The organism is Ruegeria sp. BHSB064 (assembly GCF_059613205.1).
Genome location: NZ_JBXWSB010000117.1, coordinates 1 through 13,455, shown reverse-complemented (window position 1 = coordinate 13,455; position 13,455 = coordinate 1). Strand labels below are relative to the sequence as shown.

Annotated in this window: 13 protein-coding genes; 3 read left to right on the top strand and 10 right to left on the bottom strand. The window is 55.1% G+C overall.

Annotated elements, in window-relative coordinates:
* The coding region (locus AC2FNU_RS20325; protein ID WP_496791860.1) for a LysR family transcriptional regulator at positions 1–482 on the bottom strand (482 nt) is incomplete at its 3' end.
* A gap of 96 nt (positions 483–578) precedes the next feature.
* Here AC2FNU_RS20325 and AC2FNU_RS20320 point away from each other — a divergent pair.
* Positions 579–1,226, top strand: a complete 648-nt coding sequence (locus tag AC2FNU_RS20320; protein ID WP_496791859.1) for a class I SAM-dependent methyltransferase — start codon at positions 579–581, stop codon at positions 1,224–1,226.
* A gap of 420 nt (positions 1,227–1,646) precedes the next feature.
* On the opposite strand, the gene AC2FNU_RS20315 is transcribed toward AC2FNU_RS20320, so the two are convergent.
* The 7 genes from AC2FNU_RS20315 to AC2FNU_RS20285 form a co-directional block, all read right to left on the bottom strand.
* A complete protein-coding gene (locus AC2FNU_RS20315) occupies positions 1,647–1,991 on the bottom strand; it encodes a RidA family protein (RefSeq protein ID WP_496791858.1) in 345 nt (114 codons plus the stop codon).
* A 48-nt stretch (positions 1,992–2,039) separates the two neighbouring features.
* Complete coding sequence (locus tag AC2FNU_RS20310) at positions 2,040–3,011, bottom strand: D-cysteine desulfhydrase family protein (protein WP_496791857.1); 972 nt, start codon at positions 3,009–3,011, stop codon at positions 2,040–2,042.
* Positions 3,012–3,072: 61 nt separating this feature from the next.
* Positions 3,073–3,801, bottom strand: coding sequence for a TSUP family transporter (locus AC2FNU_RS20305; RefSeq protein WP_496791856.1), 729 nt, complete (start codon positions 3,799–3,801; stop codon positions 3,073–3,075).
* A gap of 37 nt (positions 3,802–3,838) precedes the next feature.
* On the bottom strand, positions 3,839–4,579 hold the full coding sequence (locus tag AC2FNU_RS20300; protein ID WP_496791855.1) for an aspartate/glutamate racemase family protein: 741 nt from the start codon (positions 4,577–4,579) through the stop codon (positions 3,839–3,841).
* 28 nt (positions 4,580–4,607) lie between these two features.
* On the bottom strand, positions 4,608–5,846 hold the full coding sequence (locus AC2FNU_RS20295) for an NAD(P)/FAD-dependent oxidoreductase (RefSeq protein WP_496791854.1): 1,239 nt from the start codon (positions 5,844–5,846) through the stop codon (positions 4,608–4,610).
* 4 nt (positions 5,847–5,850) lie between these two features.
* Entirely contained in the window at positions 5,851–8,064 is a 2,214-nt protein-coding gene (locus AC2FNU_RS20290; RefSeq protein WP_496791853.1) for a TRAP transporter permease, read from the bottom strand.
* Between the two features lie 80 nt (positions 8,065–8,144).
* Positions 8,145–9,152, bottom strand: coding sequence for a TAXI family TRAP transporter solute-binding subunit (locus AC2FNU_RS20285; RefSeq protein WP_496791852.1), 1,008 nt, complete (start codon positions 9,150–9,152; stop codon positions 8,145–8,147).
* Between the two features lie 128 nt (positions 9,153–9,280).
* Here AC2FNU_RS20285 and AC2FNU_RS20280 point away from each other — a divergent pair, with 128 nt between their 5' ends.
* Complete coding sequence (locus AC2FNU_RS20280) at positions 9,281–10,249, top strand: LysR family transcriptional regulator (protein ID WP_496791851.1); 969 nt, start codon at positions 9,281–9,283, stop codon at positions 10,247–10,249.
* A gap of 507 nt (positions 10,250–10,756) precedes the next feature.
* On the opposite strand, the gene AC2FNU_RS20275 is transcribed toward AC2FNU_RS20280, so the two are convergent.
* Together AC2FNU_RS20275 and AC2FNU_RS20270 are read right to left on the bottom strand one after the other, a co-directional pair.
* Positions 10,757–11,302, bottom strand: coding sequence for a GNAT family N-acetyltransferase (locus AC2FNU_RS20275; RefSeq protein WP_496791850.1), 546 nt, complete (start codon positions 11,300–11,302; stop codon positions 10,757–10,759).
* A gap of 72 nt (positions 11,303–11,374) precedes the next feature.
* The gene (locus AC2FNU_RS20270; protein ID WP_496791849.1) at positions 11,375–12,721 is read right to left on the bottom strand and encodes a tetratricopeptide repeat protein; all 1,347 of its coding nucleotides are present in this window, start codon (positions 12,719–12,721) and stop codon (positions 11,375–11,377) included.
* A 172-nt stretch (positions 12,722–12,893) separates the two neighbouring features.
* On the opposite strand from AC2FNU_RS20270, the gene AC2FNU_RS20265 reads away from it, so the two are divergent.
* Positions 12,894–13,455 (top strand): winged helix-turn-helix domain-containing protein (locus AC2FNU_RS20265; RefSeq protein WP_496791848.1); only part of this gene is annotated, 562 nt, incomplete at its 3' end.

Here is a 13,455-nt window from a genome sequence, read left to right as displayed (position 1 = left end):
GCTGTCAGATCTGGCTGAGTTGGACGTACATGTCGGATTGCGATATCAGCCTCACGTCGCTGTATGTCTCGTAAGTCATTTGCAGCAACAACGTCTATCTCCAGTCGCGGTGCCGCAAGGCGGATCTTTTTCAGTATCGGCGGCAGTTGATAGGCAGACATCACATCGGACGCAGTAATCCTGACTTGCCCTTCAACAGCTTGCGACTGGCTTGTCGCAGTAAGTGAAATCCTGTTTGCCACGTCCGCCATTTCTCTGACATGCAACAAAAGCTCGGCGCCAGCTGTCGTCAAATTAAGCGACTTGCCGACTCTTTCAAACAAGGTGATACCAAGTGCCGTTTCCAGCGCAGCAACTTGACGGCCGACGGTGGGTTGAGTTTGCTCGAGTACGCGCGCCGCAGCGGAAAACGAGCCCTCTTCGGCTGTCGCGAGAAAGGACCGTACCTGATTCCAGTCGAAATTGATGGCTTTCCAGTTCATGCATTTATGCATAACAGTTCTGCGGATTGTGGCAATTTCATAAATGATTGTTTGGAAGTAAAGGATACGGCAACAACCTTTTAAGAGAGTAATGAAATGGCTGCTTTATCCAAGGATGCTGCATTCTGGAGTAAAATCTCGCGAAAGTATGCGGCAGACCCAATCCGCAACATGGAAGGGTATCTGAAAACACTCGAGCTGACGAAGTCGTACCTGAATGCCGAGGACAACGTACTGGAAATCGGGTGCGGGACGGGTTCAACCGCGCTGCTGCTTGCGCCGCATGTTGCCCATGTCACGGCCACGGATCTCGCTCCGGGCATGATCGAAATTGCCGATGAGAAACGTGCGAAAGAAGGATTGGAGAATGTCACTTTTAAAGTGGCCGAAGTTCGTGAGCACAGTCTTGACGAAGGTTCTTACGATGCGGTCTTGGCGCATAACTTGCTTCATCTCCTTCCCGATTTGGACCAGGCGCTCGAGCACATTTCCGCGCTCACAAAACGCGGTGGGCTTTTCATATCCAAAACCGTCTGCGCACCTGAGAGCGGTGGATTCAAGTATGCGATGATCAGTCGGGTTGCGATCCCAGTCATGCAGGCTCTTGGGAAAGCCCCGTTTGTGGATTTCGTGTCTGGATCAGCGCTTGAGAAGAAAATTTCGTCCGCAGGCTTCGATATCCTTTTTACTTCTGATCAAGCCTCAATGCTCCAGAGCCGCTATATTGTCGCACGTAAAACTTGAATCTGTCCTTCTCCCACCCTTGTCGCTGAAACGATCTTTGCTTCGCAAAATCTTTCATTTGTCATTCTCGAATGTACGAAGAGTTTGTGAGTTTGTTTTCAGTTCACAAAAGCTACTGCGAGCGGCAAGTTTGTCCGCTAAGCGTGCGTTTGCCTGAAACCGAACTTCGCACCCGCTGCGAAGGTCGGCAATGCGGACGCTACAGCGCAGAGGAGCGCTGCTTAAGCAACGACCGCTTTAGACCTTTCACCTACGAAAAAATTTGACGATGATTTCTTGCCCGCTGTGGACGCTAATGAGCCCGGTGTTTGATCGTTGGTATGCATAGCCCTGCCGCCAAGTAAGCAAAGACTCGGAGCTTATGGTTGCCACAGAGCTCGAAGCATTTCACCGATCTTACCAACTTATTCAGATAGCAGTTCAGTCACAGGCGGCTGTCACAGTCATTTCCACCTTCAGAACATCGCGGGCAAGCTTGGACTCTCCACAGGCGCGCGCCGGAGCGTGACCTTCGAGTACCCATGCATCCCAAACGGCATTCATTTCGGCAAAGTCGGCCATGTCAGCCAGCCAGATTTCGCATTTCAAGATGCGGGTCTTGTCGCTGCCAGCTTTGGCCAAAAGGTCTTCGACCTTAGCCAAAATGTCATGTGTTTGTTCAGTTACCGTGGGTGCGTCCGATGTTTGGCCGCATAGGTAGGCAACACCATTGTGTTTGACGATCCGGCTCATGCGTTGGCCGGTTTCGATGCGGGTAATAGTCATGTTTCGAGGTATTCCTGTTAGTGAGTTTTATGGTGGTTTTGGGTGGAATTAGAATAGGTTGTCCAGCAACTCGTTTTGGTAACCGAAGAGCGCAGGCAACCCACCCGTGTGGAGCATTACAACTTTCTGACCAGGTTGGATTTCTCCTGTACTTACCAGATGCAACAACCCCGCGAAGGTTTTTGCGGAATAGACTGGATCAAGAAAGATTCCTTCGGTGCGCGCCATTTTTTCCAAGGCAGCGAGGGTTTTTTCACTTAATTTGCCATAACCGGGGGGGAGTGCCTCATCCAGTACGTTGATCTTGTCCTGCAACGGCGCTGCTTCGATGTCCAGCAAATCGGCCAGTTTCTGCAGAACGGTGTTCATTCGGGCCATTTGCTTTTCGCGATCCCTGCGTACGCAGACGCCAAATACAGAAGCGGCGTTTTCTTCTAAGGCTACTCCAGTCAACAAGCCGCCATGTGTGGCTCCACTACCTGAGGGTACGACAACCGCATCGATATCAGTCATCTGGTCACACAATTCTTGTCCAGCCACGACGTAGCCCAAAGCCCCCAAAGGCGGATGGTTTAATCCCAGGTGAATGACATAAGGTTTGCGCCCTTGCGCCTTCAGTTCGTCGGCACGCGCGTGCAACGCAGCGTCCGCACCGACTTCGTCCTCTCCCTCGGGGTAAGTGATGTGTTCGGCGCCCAGAATTTGTGCCAGCAACACATTCCCGGAGTTGTAATATGCCGCGCCCATATCCGACACACGCTCTTCCAGTTGCAGAACGGATTGCATACCCAGTTTTGCGGCGGCGGCTGCAGCAGACCGAACAAAGTTTGACTGAACTGCGCCCGTAATCAGAATGGTGTCCGCACCTTTCTGAAGGGCATCACCGAAATAGAACTCAAGCTGCCGCGTTTTGTTACCGCCAAACCCAAGCCCGGTCAGATCATCGCGTTTCAGCCAGAGGTTGATGCCTAACTCCGAAGACAATCTGTCCAACCGCTCCAAAGGGGTTGGACCTGTCATGAGCTGGGCGCGGGGAAATCTGTCAAGATTGTTGTCTTGTGTCATCATCTGCCCTTCGAGTTTACGCGATCGAAAATGCGCGATGAAAAAGAACGCCGCAGGCTATCAGAGAAACCACGCGGATACCCGTTGTAACCAAGGCCTGAGGTAAATGGGCCCCCAATGCACGACCAAAAAGGCTGCCGACCAATGTGAGCGCAACGAAGGCCCATAGCTGCGGGCCATAGGTGAAAGTTTGCATCTCAGACAGGCTGTGCAATAGAAATGCGACGCCGTACGCCACCAGCGCAATGGGTTGAACCAACTTGGCAACGTCTTTGGCCGGGCGGCCTTTCGCAATCAGCCCGAAAACCATCAGCGGGCCGGGTGTCGCTGCCCAAACAGTTGCCAGCCCGGACAAGCATGAAACGGTCGAAAACCCCGTTTTTCCAATTGTGCGACGCAAGGGCAGCAGGGTCGTCACAATCCCGATCAGCAAAAGGCTTGCTGTTAGGGCAAGAACAAACGCCTCGCTCAGCCAGGGGTATACGACAAGGCCAGTGATCACACCAAGAAGGCATCCGATGATTGCCGTGCGAATGGTCTGGCGGTCGGCCTTCAGCACGTGTCGGTCTGTCGCGACCGCTGAAACGACGGTATTCAAAAGCAGCAGAATTGGAACAGCGGTTGATGTCCCGAGCAGGATCATCATTGGCGGTCCGGCAAGGATGCTAAACCCTATGCCGACGCCGACTTGAAGCATTGCGCCAAGGCCGATGGCCACCATCAGGATGGTTAGGTCAACGGACACTTAATTCCTCCAAGTTCCGCGCCATACTGTTGTTCCTTTACGTCAAAGGCATGATGCCAACATAGGATTGGCGCGTCGCAACGGTATGCGCCATCTGCGCCAGTGTCGTCAAATCGAAGACGGGAAGCTGCAACTCGTCCTGAAGGCGCGCCGCATAAGGCGGCAAATCGGTACATTCCAACACCAGCGATCGTATGTCCGGCGCTTGGTGTTTAAGTCGCCGCGCGGCCTCAAGGACTTCAGCTTCAATCAGATCGGTGTCCATGCGGGTGCGCGTGTTTTGCAAGATCACCTCGGCGAATTCGCTGGTGTCCTCCAAACCTTGCACCGAGACGGGAATGCCCGCCGCGCCGACACCTTCGAAATGCTTCTGCGTCAGAGCAGATGCATCTGCGGTCAGCACGCCCACCGGGGCATTCGCCCCGGTCATGTGAAAAGCCAGAGGTACCTGTATCAAGCTGGATGCAAAGACAGGCACGGAAACAGCCGCAGCCAATTCTTTTTGAAACAAAGCCAGAAATCCGCAGCTTCCAGTAATTGCCCGAACGCCCTCGGCCTCAAGCCGTTGCGCACCCTTGATAAAGGGTGCCAATAGCTCAGGCGTCGGGTTGTTAAGCAGGGTCGGGACAGTGATGCCGTCGATCATTTCGTAAAGAACCGGAAACGGAAGGCTGGACGGATTCTTGATATGCCCGGGCGGTTTAGGGAAATAGCTTTCAAGGCACAAAACCCCGATCGAAGCCCCGCAGATGTTTTGGCCGCCTTCATAAATTGGCATGGTGCTCAGGTCCTTTCGAATAGGGGATTTAGAAACGGGCCAGCGAGAATGGGTCCAGGTTTATATTCGGGCTGCGATCAGACACGAGATCCGCCACAAGCTCTCCGGTTTTTGGCGCCATCATCAGGCCGTAGTGAGAATGCCCAAACGCGGCGTAGAGCCCGTCCATGCCATCAACCGGCCCGACGGCAGGTAAACTGTCCGGGAAGGAAGGGCGTCGCCCCATCCAGAACTGTGCCTCGCCAGTATCGAGGTCCGGGACCATGGACTTCGCCTGATCGGTCAGAATCTGTTCTTTGCGCGGATTGGCCGGGGCATCGACGCTGCCAAATTCGGCCGTGCCGGCTACCCTCAGACCGCCCTGCATCGAACTTGCGACGACCTTTGCATCTACATCCATGACCGAATTGTTCAGCACAGCTGAAGGGCTTGGAAACTCAACATGGTACCCTCGCTCGGCTACAAGCGGTACGGTTAGCCCCAAAGGTTTCAGCAGGTCGGCAGACCAAACACCGGCGGCAAGCACGACATGGCGCGCGTGCAGCACGTCTTGCGTCGTAGAAAGCTGCCAACCACTTTCCTTGTCGTGGCTCAGCCCGGTGACTTCGGTCCTCACAAATTCAGCCCCTTGCGCATGCGCTTTTTCTGCCAGAACAGCGCCCAATCGTCCCGGAGAGGTCGCGCGCGCCTGACCTTTGATCACAATCGCGGCCTTGAACTCCTCCGACAGTGCAGGTTCCAGGCGGCGCAATTCAGCGCCGTCGACACGCTCTAGTTCACCGCCTTTTTCCCGACGGATCAGATAGCCAAGCCCTTCAAGATCCGCCTCTTCCGGGTTTCGGAACGCGTGGATATAGTAGCTGTCAGTGATCAGGGCTTCGTGCCCGGTGCCTTCCAGGTGTCGGCGATATAGGTCGATGGACGGACGGCACAAAATCTCCATCGCATCCGAGACTTCACGAACCGTCTTTTCGCCAGACTTACCCAAAAAGCGCAGCCCCCACGGGATCATCTTCGGCCAAAAGGATGCCCGGACTGAAAGCGCGCTTTTCGGGTCCAACAGCATCTGGGGCAGCTTTTTCCAAATGCCCGGAACTGCCTGCGGAATGATCGACCAGGGCGACACCACCCCCGCATTGCCGAACGAGGTTTCCTGGCCAGGGTCGCTCCGGTCGATTAAACGGACAGGTATGCCCCGTTCTTGCAGCGACAGCGCGCAACAGATGCCGACGATCCCTGCGCCGATGATGGTCACTTGCTCTGTCATCGTATCAGGCCGGGGAATGGCTGCGATTGCGCGTGATCAGTTGGCTGACAATGACCGGCGAGGCGACAGCAAGCGCAATCAGGTCAGCCGTCAGGCTGGGTGCAACAAAGATCACCCCAGCGATGGCCATCAGGATACGTGACGCGATGTTCAGCGGTTTCAGCCAATATCCGACCACGGCTGCGGACAGGGCGATGACCCCGGCGATACAACTAGTGGCGGTATAGGTGAATTCCCACAGGTTGAACCCGGTTGAGGACACAAACAATAGGACCGGAGCATAGACGAAGGCCATTGGCGCGATCACCTTGCCCAACCCAAGGGTAAAGGCGGAAAGACCAGTTCGGAACGGGTTTGAGTTCGCAATGGCCGCTGCCGCATAGGCCGAAGTGCAGACTGGCGGCGTGATCTCGGACACCACACCGTAGTAGAGCACGAACAGGTGGCTTGCGATCGGCGGGACACCCAGCTGCGCCAGCGCGGGCTGTGCGACCGAGACCAGCATAATGTAAAGCGCAGTGGTTGGGATGCCTGCGCCCATCAGGATGCAAACGATGGCAATGAAGACCAGCGAGATGAACAGTTGCAGGTCTTCCATCGCAAACAACTGCCAGCTGCCGAACGAGATCATATTGTACAGGTCCGAGGCCAGATTGCCTGCGCCTTGAGTGACCATGAACCCAATACGGAAGCCAATGCCGGTTGTATTGATAACACCGACGACGATGCCGACGGCGGCAGCAGCGGCGCCTACGGCCAGCGAGTATTTTACGCCCAACTCAACCGCTTGCAGCATTTCGGGTACTTCGATGCGTTTCTGCGGGTTCAGCGTCGCGATCACCGACAAGGCACACAGGATCACCGTCATTGTCAGATCAAACCCGCCATCCGAAAATTTCCACAGCACGAAGGCCAGGAACGCCGCTGCATAAATCAGCGTGGGCGGCTGCTTGATGCGCGACATACCTGCGATCACCGCCAGAGAAATGCCGCAGAAGGCAGACATAAATGGCGTGTAGCCCGTGAAGAGCACCACCAGCAGACCGATCAGAGGCACGATGTTGGCCCAACCTTCGGCCCAGACGGCCTTGAGCTGCGGCAGCTGCTCTTTCGCCAGGCCCTGCAGGTTCAGTTTGCGCGCCATCAGATGCACCACCGCAAAGACGCCCACATAATGCAGGATCGCGGGGAAAATTGCGGCAATTACGATGGTGGTATAGGGCACCTCGAGGAACTCGGCCATGATGAAGGCAGCGGCCCCCATGATCGGTGGGGTGATCTGACCACCGGCTGAGGACGCCGCCTCGACCCCGCCCGCAAAATGGCCGGGGTATCCAAGGCGCTTCATGTTGGGAATGGTCAGCGCGCCGGTTGAAACGGTGTTGGCCACCGAGGACCCCGAGATCGTGCCGAAAAACGCCGAGGATACCACCGACACCTTTGCCGGACCACCGGTATAGCGGCCCGCCAAAATCGTTGCGTTGTCTATGAAAAGTTGTCCCAACCCGGTGCGCTGCGCGATGACGCCGAACAGGACGAAATGGAACACAATGGTCGAGACGACCCAGAGGGTGACGCCATAGATGCCTTCCTGCGGGAAATACATCGACGACACGAAAGTTTTGAAGTTCACACCGGGATGTTGCAGCAATCCGGGGAAATACGGACCCAACAGGGCGTATGAGATAAACACACAGATGATCAGCGGCAGCACCCAACCCAGCGTGCGGCGCGCGATATCCAGAACCAGCAGGATGATGACCACGCCCAAAACCACGTCATAGGTGTTCGGGTTGCCCATTCGGAACGTCTGTTCCTCGATCCCCAGAAACGGAATGCCGCGCCATGCGACCCCAACATACAGCGCCGCGATGATCCCAAGCGCCATAAAGACCAAATCGTACAGAGGGATGTTGCCGATACGGAACCGGCTGACCTTGAGTGCATAGAGGTTCTTGGAGCCGATAATCGGAATTGTTGCGTAGACCAGAATAAACAGCAGCGCCAGATAGATACCCATGTGCCAATGGTCGGCGGGCAGGCCAAAACCGGCTGTGAAGAATTCATAGAACGCTAAAATCAGGGCAACAACGCGCAGCACCTTGCCCGCGGCGGGTGTGACCTGCCGGACGGCGGCACCTTCGTCGAATTGTTCTTCGATGGCCGCCAGCTCTTCGGCCGTCAATTCGTGGTCATCAAGTTTCTGGGTCTCGGACATGATGGCCCCCTGATTTCGCAAATTTCCAGAGTGCGGTGCCCCGCACAGGGGCACCGGCGACAGGTGTCAGTAAGGTACGTTTACTGAAGCAGACCGGCTTCTTTATAGAATTTCTCGGCCCCCGGATGTAGCGGCACACCCAGCGCCTCGACACCATCCAGCGCCGTATCGGGAGTGATCTGCTTACCTTTGGCGTGACCATTGTCCAGCAGCTTGCGCGTGTTGTCGTTCCACAGCGCCTTGGTCAGGCCATAAACCAGTTCGTCGGACAGTTCCGAGGATACCACCAGCATCGCGCTGACCGCAGGTGTTTTCGTCTCACCGTCGATACCTTCATAGACACCCCCTGGAATGGTCGAGGGAATGTAGGCTGGGATAATCTCGTTGATCTTCGCCATGTCTTCGTCGCTGAAGGAATGCAGATTCATGCCCTTGGTTGACGACAGCTGCACCATCGCGGCAACGGGCCAGCCTGCCGCGTAGAAATAAGCGTCCAATTGACCGTCAGCCAGACGCTCGGCGCTTTGGCTGTTGTTCAGCTCAGCCTCATCCATATTGTCACGGTTGACGCCCCAGGCGTCCAGCATCTGCAGCACGGCAACCTGCGTACCAGAACCGGCTTGCGCGATGCCGACGCGCTTACCTTCCAGATCGCTCAGATCATTGATTGTCTCACCGGCAGGCAGAACCAGGTGCAGATCTTCGGGGAACAGGTTGGCCACGATGCGAAGATTGGGGTGAGGTTTGCCCTCGAACTTACCCTCACCCAGATACATCGAGCGGGTGACGTCGGCTGCGGCCAGACCGGCCTCAAGCTCTCCGTTCTGAACGGCGGCGTTGTTGAACACCGACGCGGTGGTGGATTGTGCGATAGCAATCAGCCCGGGTACACCGCACTGGCCGCCTTCTTCGCACGGGCGCGAACCCGGAGGGGCGGAGATTCCATTTGCGATGGTGCCGCCGATAGGGAAGTAAGTTCCGCCTGCGCCACCTGTGCCGATGCGGAAAAAGGTTGGATCCTGTGCCAGCGCCGGAGCGGCAAGCGCGCCCGCCAGGGCCAGTCCCGTCAAACATTTCACAAATTTCATCATCATCTCCCTAGTTGGATCGTCGGATTCGGTTTGGCCGAATTTCGATCCCGCAAGCGTATTAGCAAATTTCATAAATACAAATTTGTTATATTTCACAAAACTAAGGTTTAGCTTATACATTTACTATGAACCTTATGCAGTTGACCGTTTTTCGCGAGGTGATGGAGACCGGCTCTATCTCTCAAACCGCCAAGAAACTGAACCGCACCCAGCCTGCGATCAGTTTGGCTTTGAAGAACCTTGAAAAGTCCCTTGGCCTGACACTATTCGAGCGTAAGGGACGGCGATTGGTCCCGGTTCCCGAAGCGCATTACCTATTGGCCGAAACAACAGGTATTCTGGACCGCCTGGCGACGATTTCCAGCACAATGGAAGGGCTGATCAAAGGACATTCCGGAAGCCTCAACATTGCCACTATGCCAGGTCCGTCCGCCTTCTTGTTCCCTCGTTACATTAGCCAATCGGTCGGCGAGAACCCCGAGATACGCATCACATTGTCTACGCGCAGTTCGCCTCAGATTATGGAGCTCGCGGGCACGCAGAATATTGATTTCGGCTTTGCAGATTTCGAACATTCCGCCGGCAAAGAGCCTCAGTATTCAACAGAACTGATCCGGGCAGATTGTTTTTGCGCCGTTGATAGTGACAGCCCGCTTGCTTCCCGAAAGATCGTAAACATCGCTGACCTCGACGGGTCGCCAATGGGAGGGCTGCATTCCACGCATCCGTTCCAGCGCAAAATTCGACAAGAGTTTCAGGATGTTTCCGCCAACTATAACCCAACGGTGACCTGTCAGTACTTTCTACCTTTGATACCGTTTGTAAGTTCAGGTCAGTGTTATTCAATCGTGGATCCGTTGACCGTCGCGACAGAACGAGAACTAAACCTTTCAAACGGAAAGGTCGCGTTTTTGCCATTCGAGAAGCCGCTAAGGTATGAATACGCGCTTCTTGAGCCTGACCACAGACCCCCGTCTCAACTGGCTTTGAAGATCAAAGCGGGCTGGAAAGCCGAAGTGTTGAGGATGTTAAAACGGGTGAAGGCCAACCCTCATGCAGTTGGGATGGATGAAGCGGGAAGCGAGCAAAGCTAAACGGCTTTGGTTTTTCTAGCTGAAAATGGTGAGCAGGAAGGTTCGTGTATGATCGAATTTGGCGGGTCACAGAGTCTCGGCCGCCGGTCATCGACGTGTGTTCGCGAGAACCACCAACAATGCAGCTTCGTTTGTGATACTGCCGCCCGGCCAACTTGAAGTTTCGCAGGCGCCGCGACTTGCAATAATTTGGCTTGCACCCGCAGCAATTCGAGGCTGGATCGAGTGACAGCATTGAGCCGGTCAGTGAGGATACACAACCTATCTTTGCGGTTGAAGATCTTTGGCCGCAAGCAAGCCATGCTGGATACTGTTGGAGATGACCAGAAGCTGACTGGTGTCAGGTGGCGTGGCGAAAAATACTGCTACAGCTGCAAGGTAGATAAGGTACGTTTCAAGTGTCAGAGGAAGAAGCTCCTATTTCCTGCAGATTAATTCACGAAGTATGATACCTTCAGGCAGCGTTTCGGTTTTCGATTATAGCGTTGCAAGGCTGCTTGGTTCCCTTCACGGTGTGCGTAGTACTTGATTTTTGTGACGCAAACTTTCGGCTGTGACCTGGTCCGACAATCGGCCCATCATGACAGCATCGACGAATCCGCCCGGGCGACGGGCGTATCTGCGAATGACGCCTTCTCGCTCAAATCCAAACGCTTCGTAAAGCTCGATGGCTTGCGTGTTATCCGACCAGACCAACAGACCGATCCTTTCCAGCTGCAACCAGTTGTCACAAAGATCCAGCATTGCGCCCAGCAACGCTTTGGCTATTCCATTGCCTTGAAAATCGGTGCGGACAGCTACCAGGTCAATTTCGGCTGCGTGATTGTGGCGTGGGACGTCGGGGGCCGACGACATAAAGCAGATGCCAACAACACAGCCGTCCACATCAGCCACCAGTTTGTAGTCACCCGGTCCCGTTTTGATACGCGCCTCGACATTGGCGTTTGCAATATGTGGCAGGCGCATTGTGCCCAACATTACGGAATCATCGGTTAGAATGCATTTGATGTCCGATACGTCCTGTGCTTCGACATGGCGGATTTCAATTCTCATTTTTTGTCCTCTCAATCAGGTCATCTGGCGCGCGACTATTTGCCCACGCCAGTTTCTTCGCCTCGTCGGCCTTTAGGCCACGGAACGATTGGGATGCTCACTTGCACGACCCAAAAAGCGTTTATTGATGGGGCTGTGTGGTTTGACGGCAATCCGCTCGTTTGCCAGGGCTTCAGCTGCGTTGCGATTTCCAGAGCGAAGCGCGGCTTCGGTCAGCGTCCAATCGATAATGTCCCGTTGCGCGTGACTGCCGCCGAAAGAGTTTGCGATAAACCGTGCACTATGGAGCGCATCGGTCGCATCAGCATAGCGACCCTCCCAGAACGCTTGGAACCCTTCGATCAGGGGTAGTCCTGAGGCAGCGGCCCAACGCGATACCTCGTCGCCGCCGGCGGGCGCATTGCGATACTGTTTGAGGATCCGATCAACCTCATCACCACGACCAGAGCCGAGATAGGCCATCGCTGCGTGCCAATCGTTGAACGGATACAGCTTGCCATCAGCATGGTTGTCCCAGCAGGCTGCAACATCGGCCCAACGATCAGAGATGTCGTGATCTTCCAGATGCAAGCGCCACAGCAACGCCGAGGCATCAACCAGATCCAGTGCCACATCACTTTTTTCTTCGCGGATCCGCGCATCGTACAGCTTGATCGCCTCATTGGCCTGACCAAGGTCGAGGTGATAAAGCGCCTTGTGCCACCAGTTGTGGACCTTGAAAAAGTTGTCATCCCCTGACCAGTTTGGTTCGCGCGACGCCATCCATTCGATCCCGTCCTCAGCACGTCCCTGCATTTCCAGCACATGCGCAACGGCGTGCTGCGCCCAGCAGTCCAACGGATCGCGTTCGACCGCTTCACGACCGATTGCTTCGGCCCGGCCATAATCTCCGGTCTCTTCCAGCCCGAAGGCATACATGCCAAGGAGGATGGAATAGCCCGGTTGGTCTTCCGACCACTTCGGCAGGACCCGTGCAATCCGATCCCGCAGGTCACGCGCATTGGCGCGGTAAAAGTCCATCAGATGACCGGCTTGCAGGCCCAGAATATCGTGTGGAAACGTCATGTTGTGGCGGTCCAACTTGACCGCAGCTTCTGTCCAATTGTTGGCGAGAAGAGCATTCAGGGCATCGACATGCGATTTTTCCAGGTCGGATTTAGCAAGTGGACGGACTGTCGCCAAAATGTTCCGCGCCTCAGCTGCGGCATCAGGCTCGGTTGCCAATCCGAACAGATAGGCTTTCAGAACATACGGCATTGCATAGTCCGGCGCGGCCTCAATCGCCTGGTCGGCCAGCACCACGGGATCGCCTCGGTAGATGTTGAACGCGCGCATGGCAGCGTTGAAATAGTCCGAAGCGACTTCTTTTGAACCGGCAGCTGGCCAGTTTCCGGACAATCGCGTTTCTTGATGGGACATGTCATTCTCCAAACTCTTTTTTGACTGGGCGGATTGCCCGAATGCGATGGCTCTACCGCGCCGCCGCATGGACTGCTTGAAGTCAATTGGGAGATTTTTGGGAGATCATTGGAAATCTGTATTTGAGACTTCGCTTGGGCTAAAATGGCAAGACCGAGGGAGCAGTACGAGAATGCGATACGAGTTCGATGCCTTTACGTTAGACACTGACACCCGCGAGCTTCGCCTTGGTGTGAAAGCTGTCGCGCTTGAGCCGCAAGTCTTTGATCTGTTGGTTCTTTTGCTCGAAAACCGCCATCGGGTGGTTGCCAAGGACGAGATTGTCCAACGTGTATGGTTTGGACGTGTGGTTTCGGATTGGACAATCCTTGGCCGCATAAAGTCTCTGCGTCAGGCATTGGGCGACGATGGGAGCGCTCAGAGATACATCCGTACGTTGCGCGGGCAAGGGTTTCGCTTTGTGGCACCCGCCAAACTGGTGTCGGCAGAATGTGCCACAGCACTGGAAGCGTCCGAAACCACTGAACAGAAAACAGTCGGGGCACCACCATGTATCGCAGTGTTGCCGTTTTCAGCACTCGGCGACCTAGAGGTCGGAAGATCATTGGCGGATGCAATCCCGCGCGAATTGATCCGATCGCTTTCCAGTGTGCGTTGGTTGCGTGTCATTGCACACGGATCGTCATTCAGGTTCCGAGGACAGACGATCGAGTTTGAAGATGTAAAGTCACTAC

What these genes read in the sequence shown, in the direction of transcription:
- AC2FNU_RS20270 (WP_496791849.1), bottom strand. Translation starts at nt 12,721, where the DNA reads ATGTCCCATCAAGAAACGCGATTGTCCGGAAACTGGCCAGCTGCCGGT.
- AC2FNU_RS20285 (WP_496791852.1), bottom strand. Translation starts at nt 9,152, where the DNA reads ATGAAATTTGTGAAATGTTTGACGGGACTGGCCCTGGCGGGCGCGCTT.
- AC2FNU_RS20310 (WP_496791857.1), bottom strand. Translation starts at nt 3,011, where the DNA reads ATGACAGGTCCAACCCCTTTGGAGCGGTTGGACAGATTGTCTTCGGAG.
- AC2FNU_RS20280 (WP_496791851.1), top strand. Translation starts at nt 9,281, where the DNA reads ATGAACCTTATGCAGTTGACCGTTTTTCGCGAGGTGATGGAGACCGGC.
- AC2FNU_RS20315 (WP_496791858.1), bottom strand. Translation starts at nt 1,991, where the DNA reads ATGACTATTACCCGCATCGAAACCGGCCAACGCATGAGCCGGATCGTC.
- AC2FNU_RS20320 (WP_496791859.1), top strand. Translation starts at nt 579, where the DNA reads ATGGCTGCTTTATCCAAGGATGCTGCATTCTGGAGTAAAATCTCGCGA.
- AC2FNU_RS20275 (WP_496791850.1), bottom strand. Translation starts at nt 11,302, where the DNA reads ATGAGAATTGAAATCCGCCATGTCGAAGCACAGGACGTATCGGACATC.
- AC2FNU_RS20300 (WP_496791855.1), bottom strand. Translation starts at nt 4,579, where the DNA reads ATGCCAATTTATGAAGGCGGCCAAAACATCTGCGGGGCTTCGATCGGG.
- AC2FNU_RS20295 (WP_496791854.1), bottom strand. Translation starts at nt 5,846, where the DNA reads ATGACAGAGCAAGTGACCATCATCGGCGCAGGGATCGTCGGCATCTGT.
- AC2FNU_RS20290 (WP_496791853.1), bottom strand. Translation starts at nt 8,064, where the DNA reads ATGTCCGAGACCCAGAAACTTGATGACCACGAATTGACGGCCGAAGAG.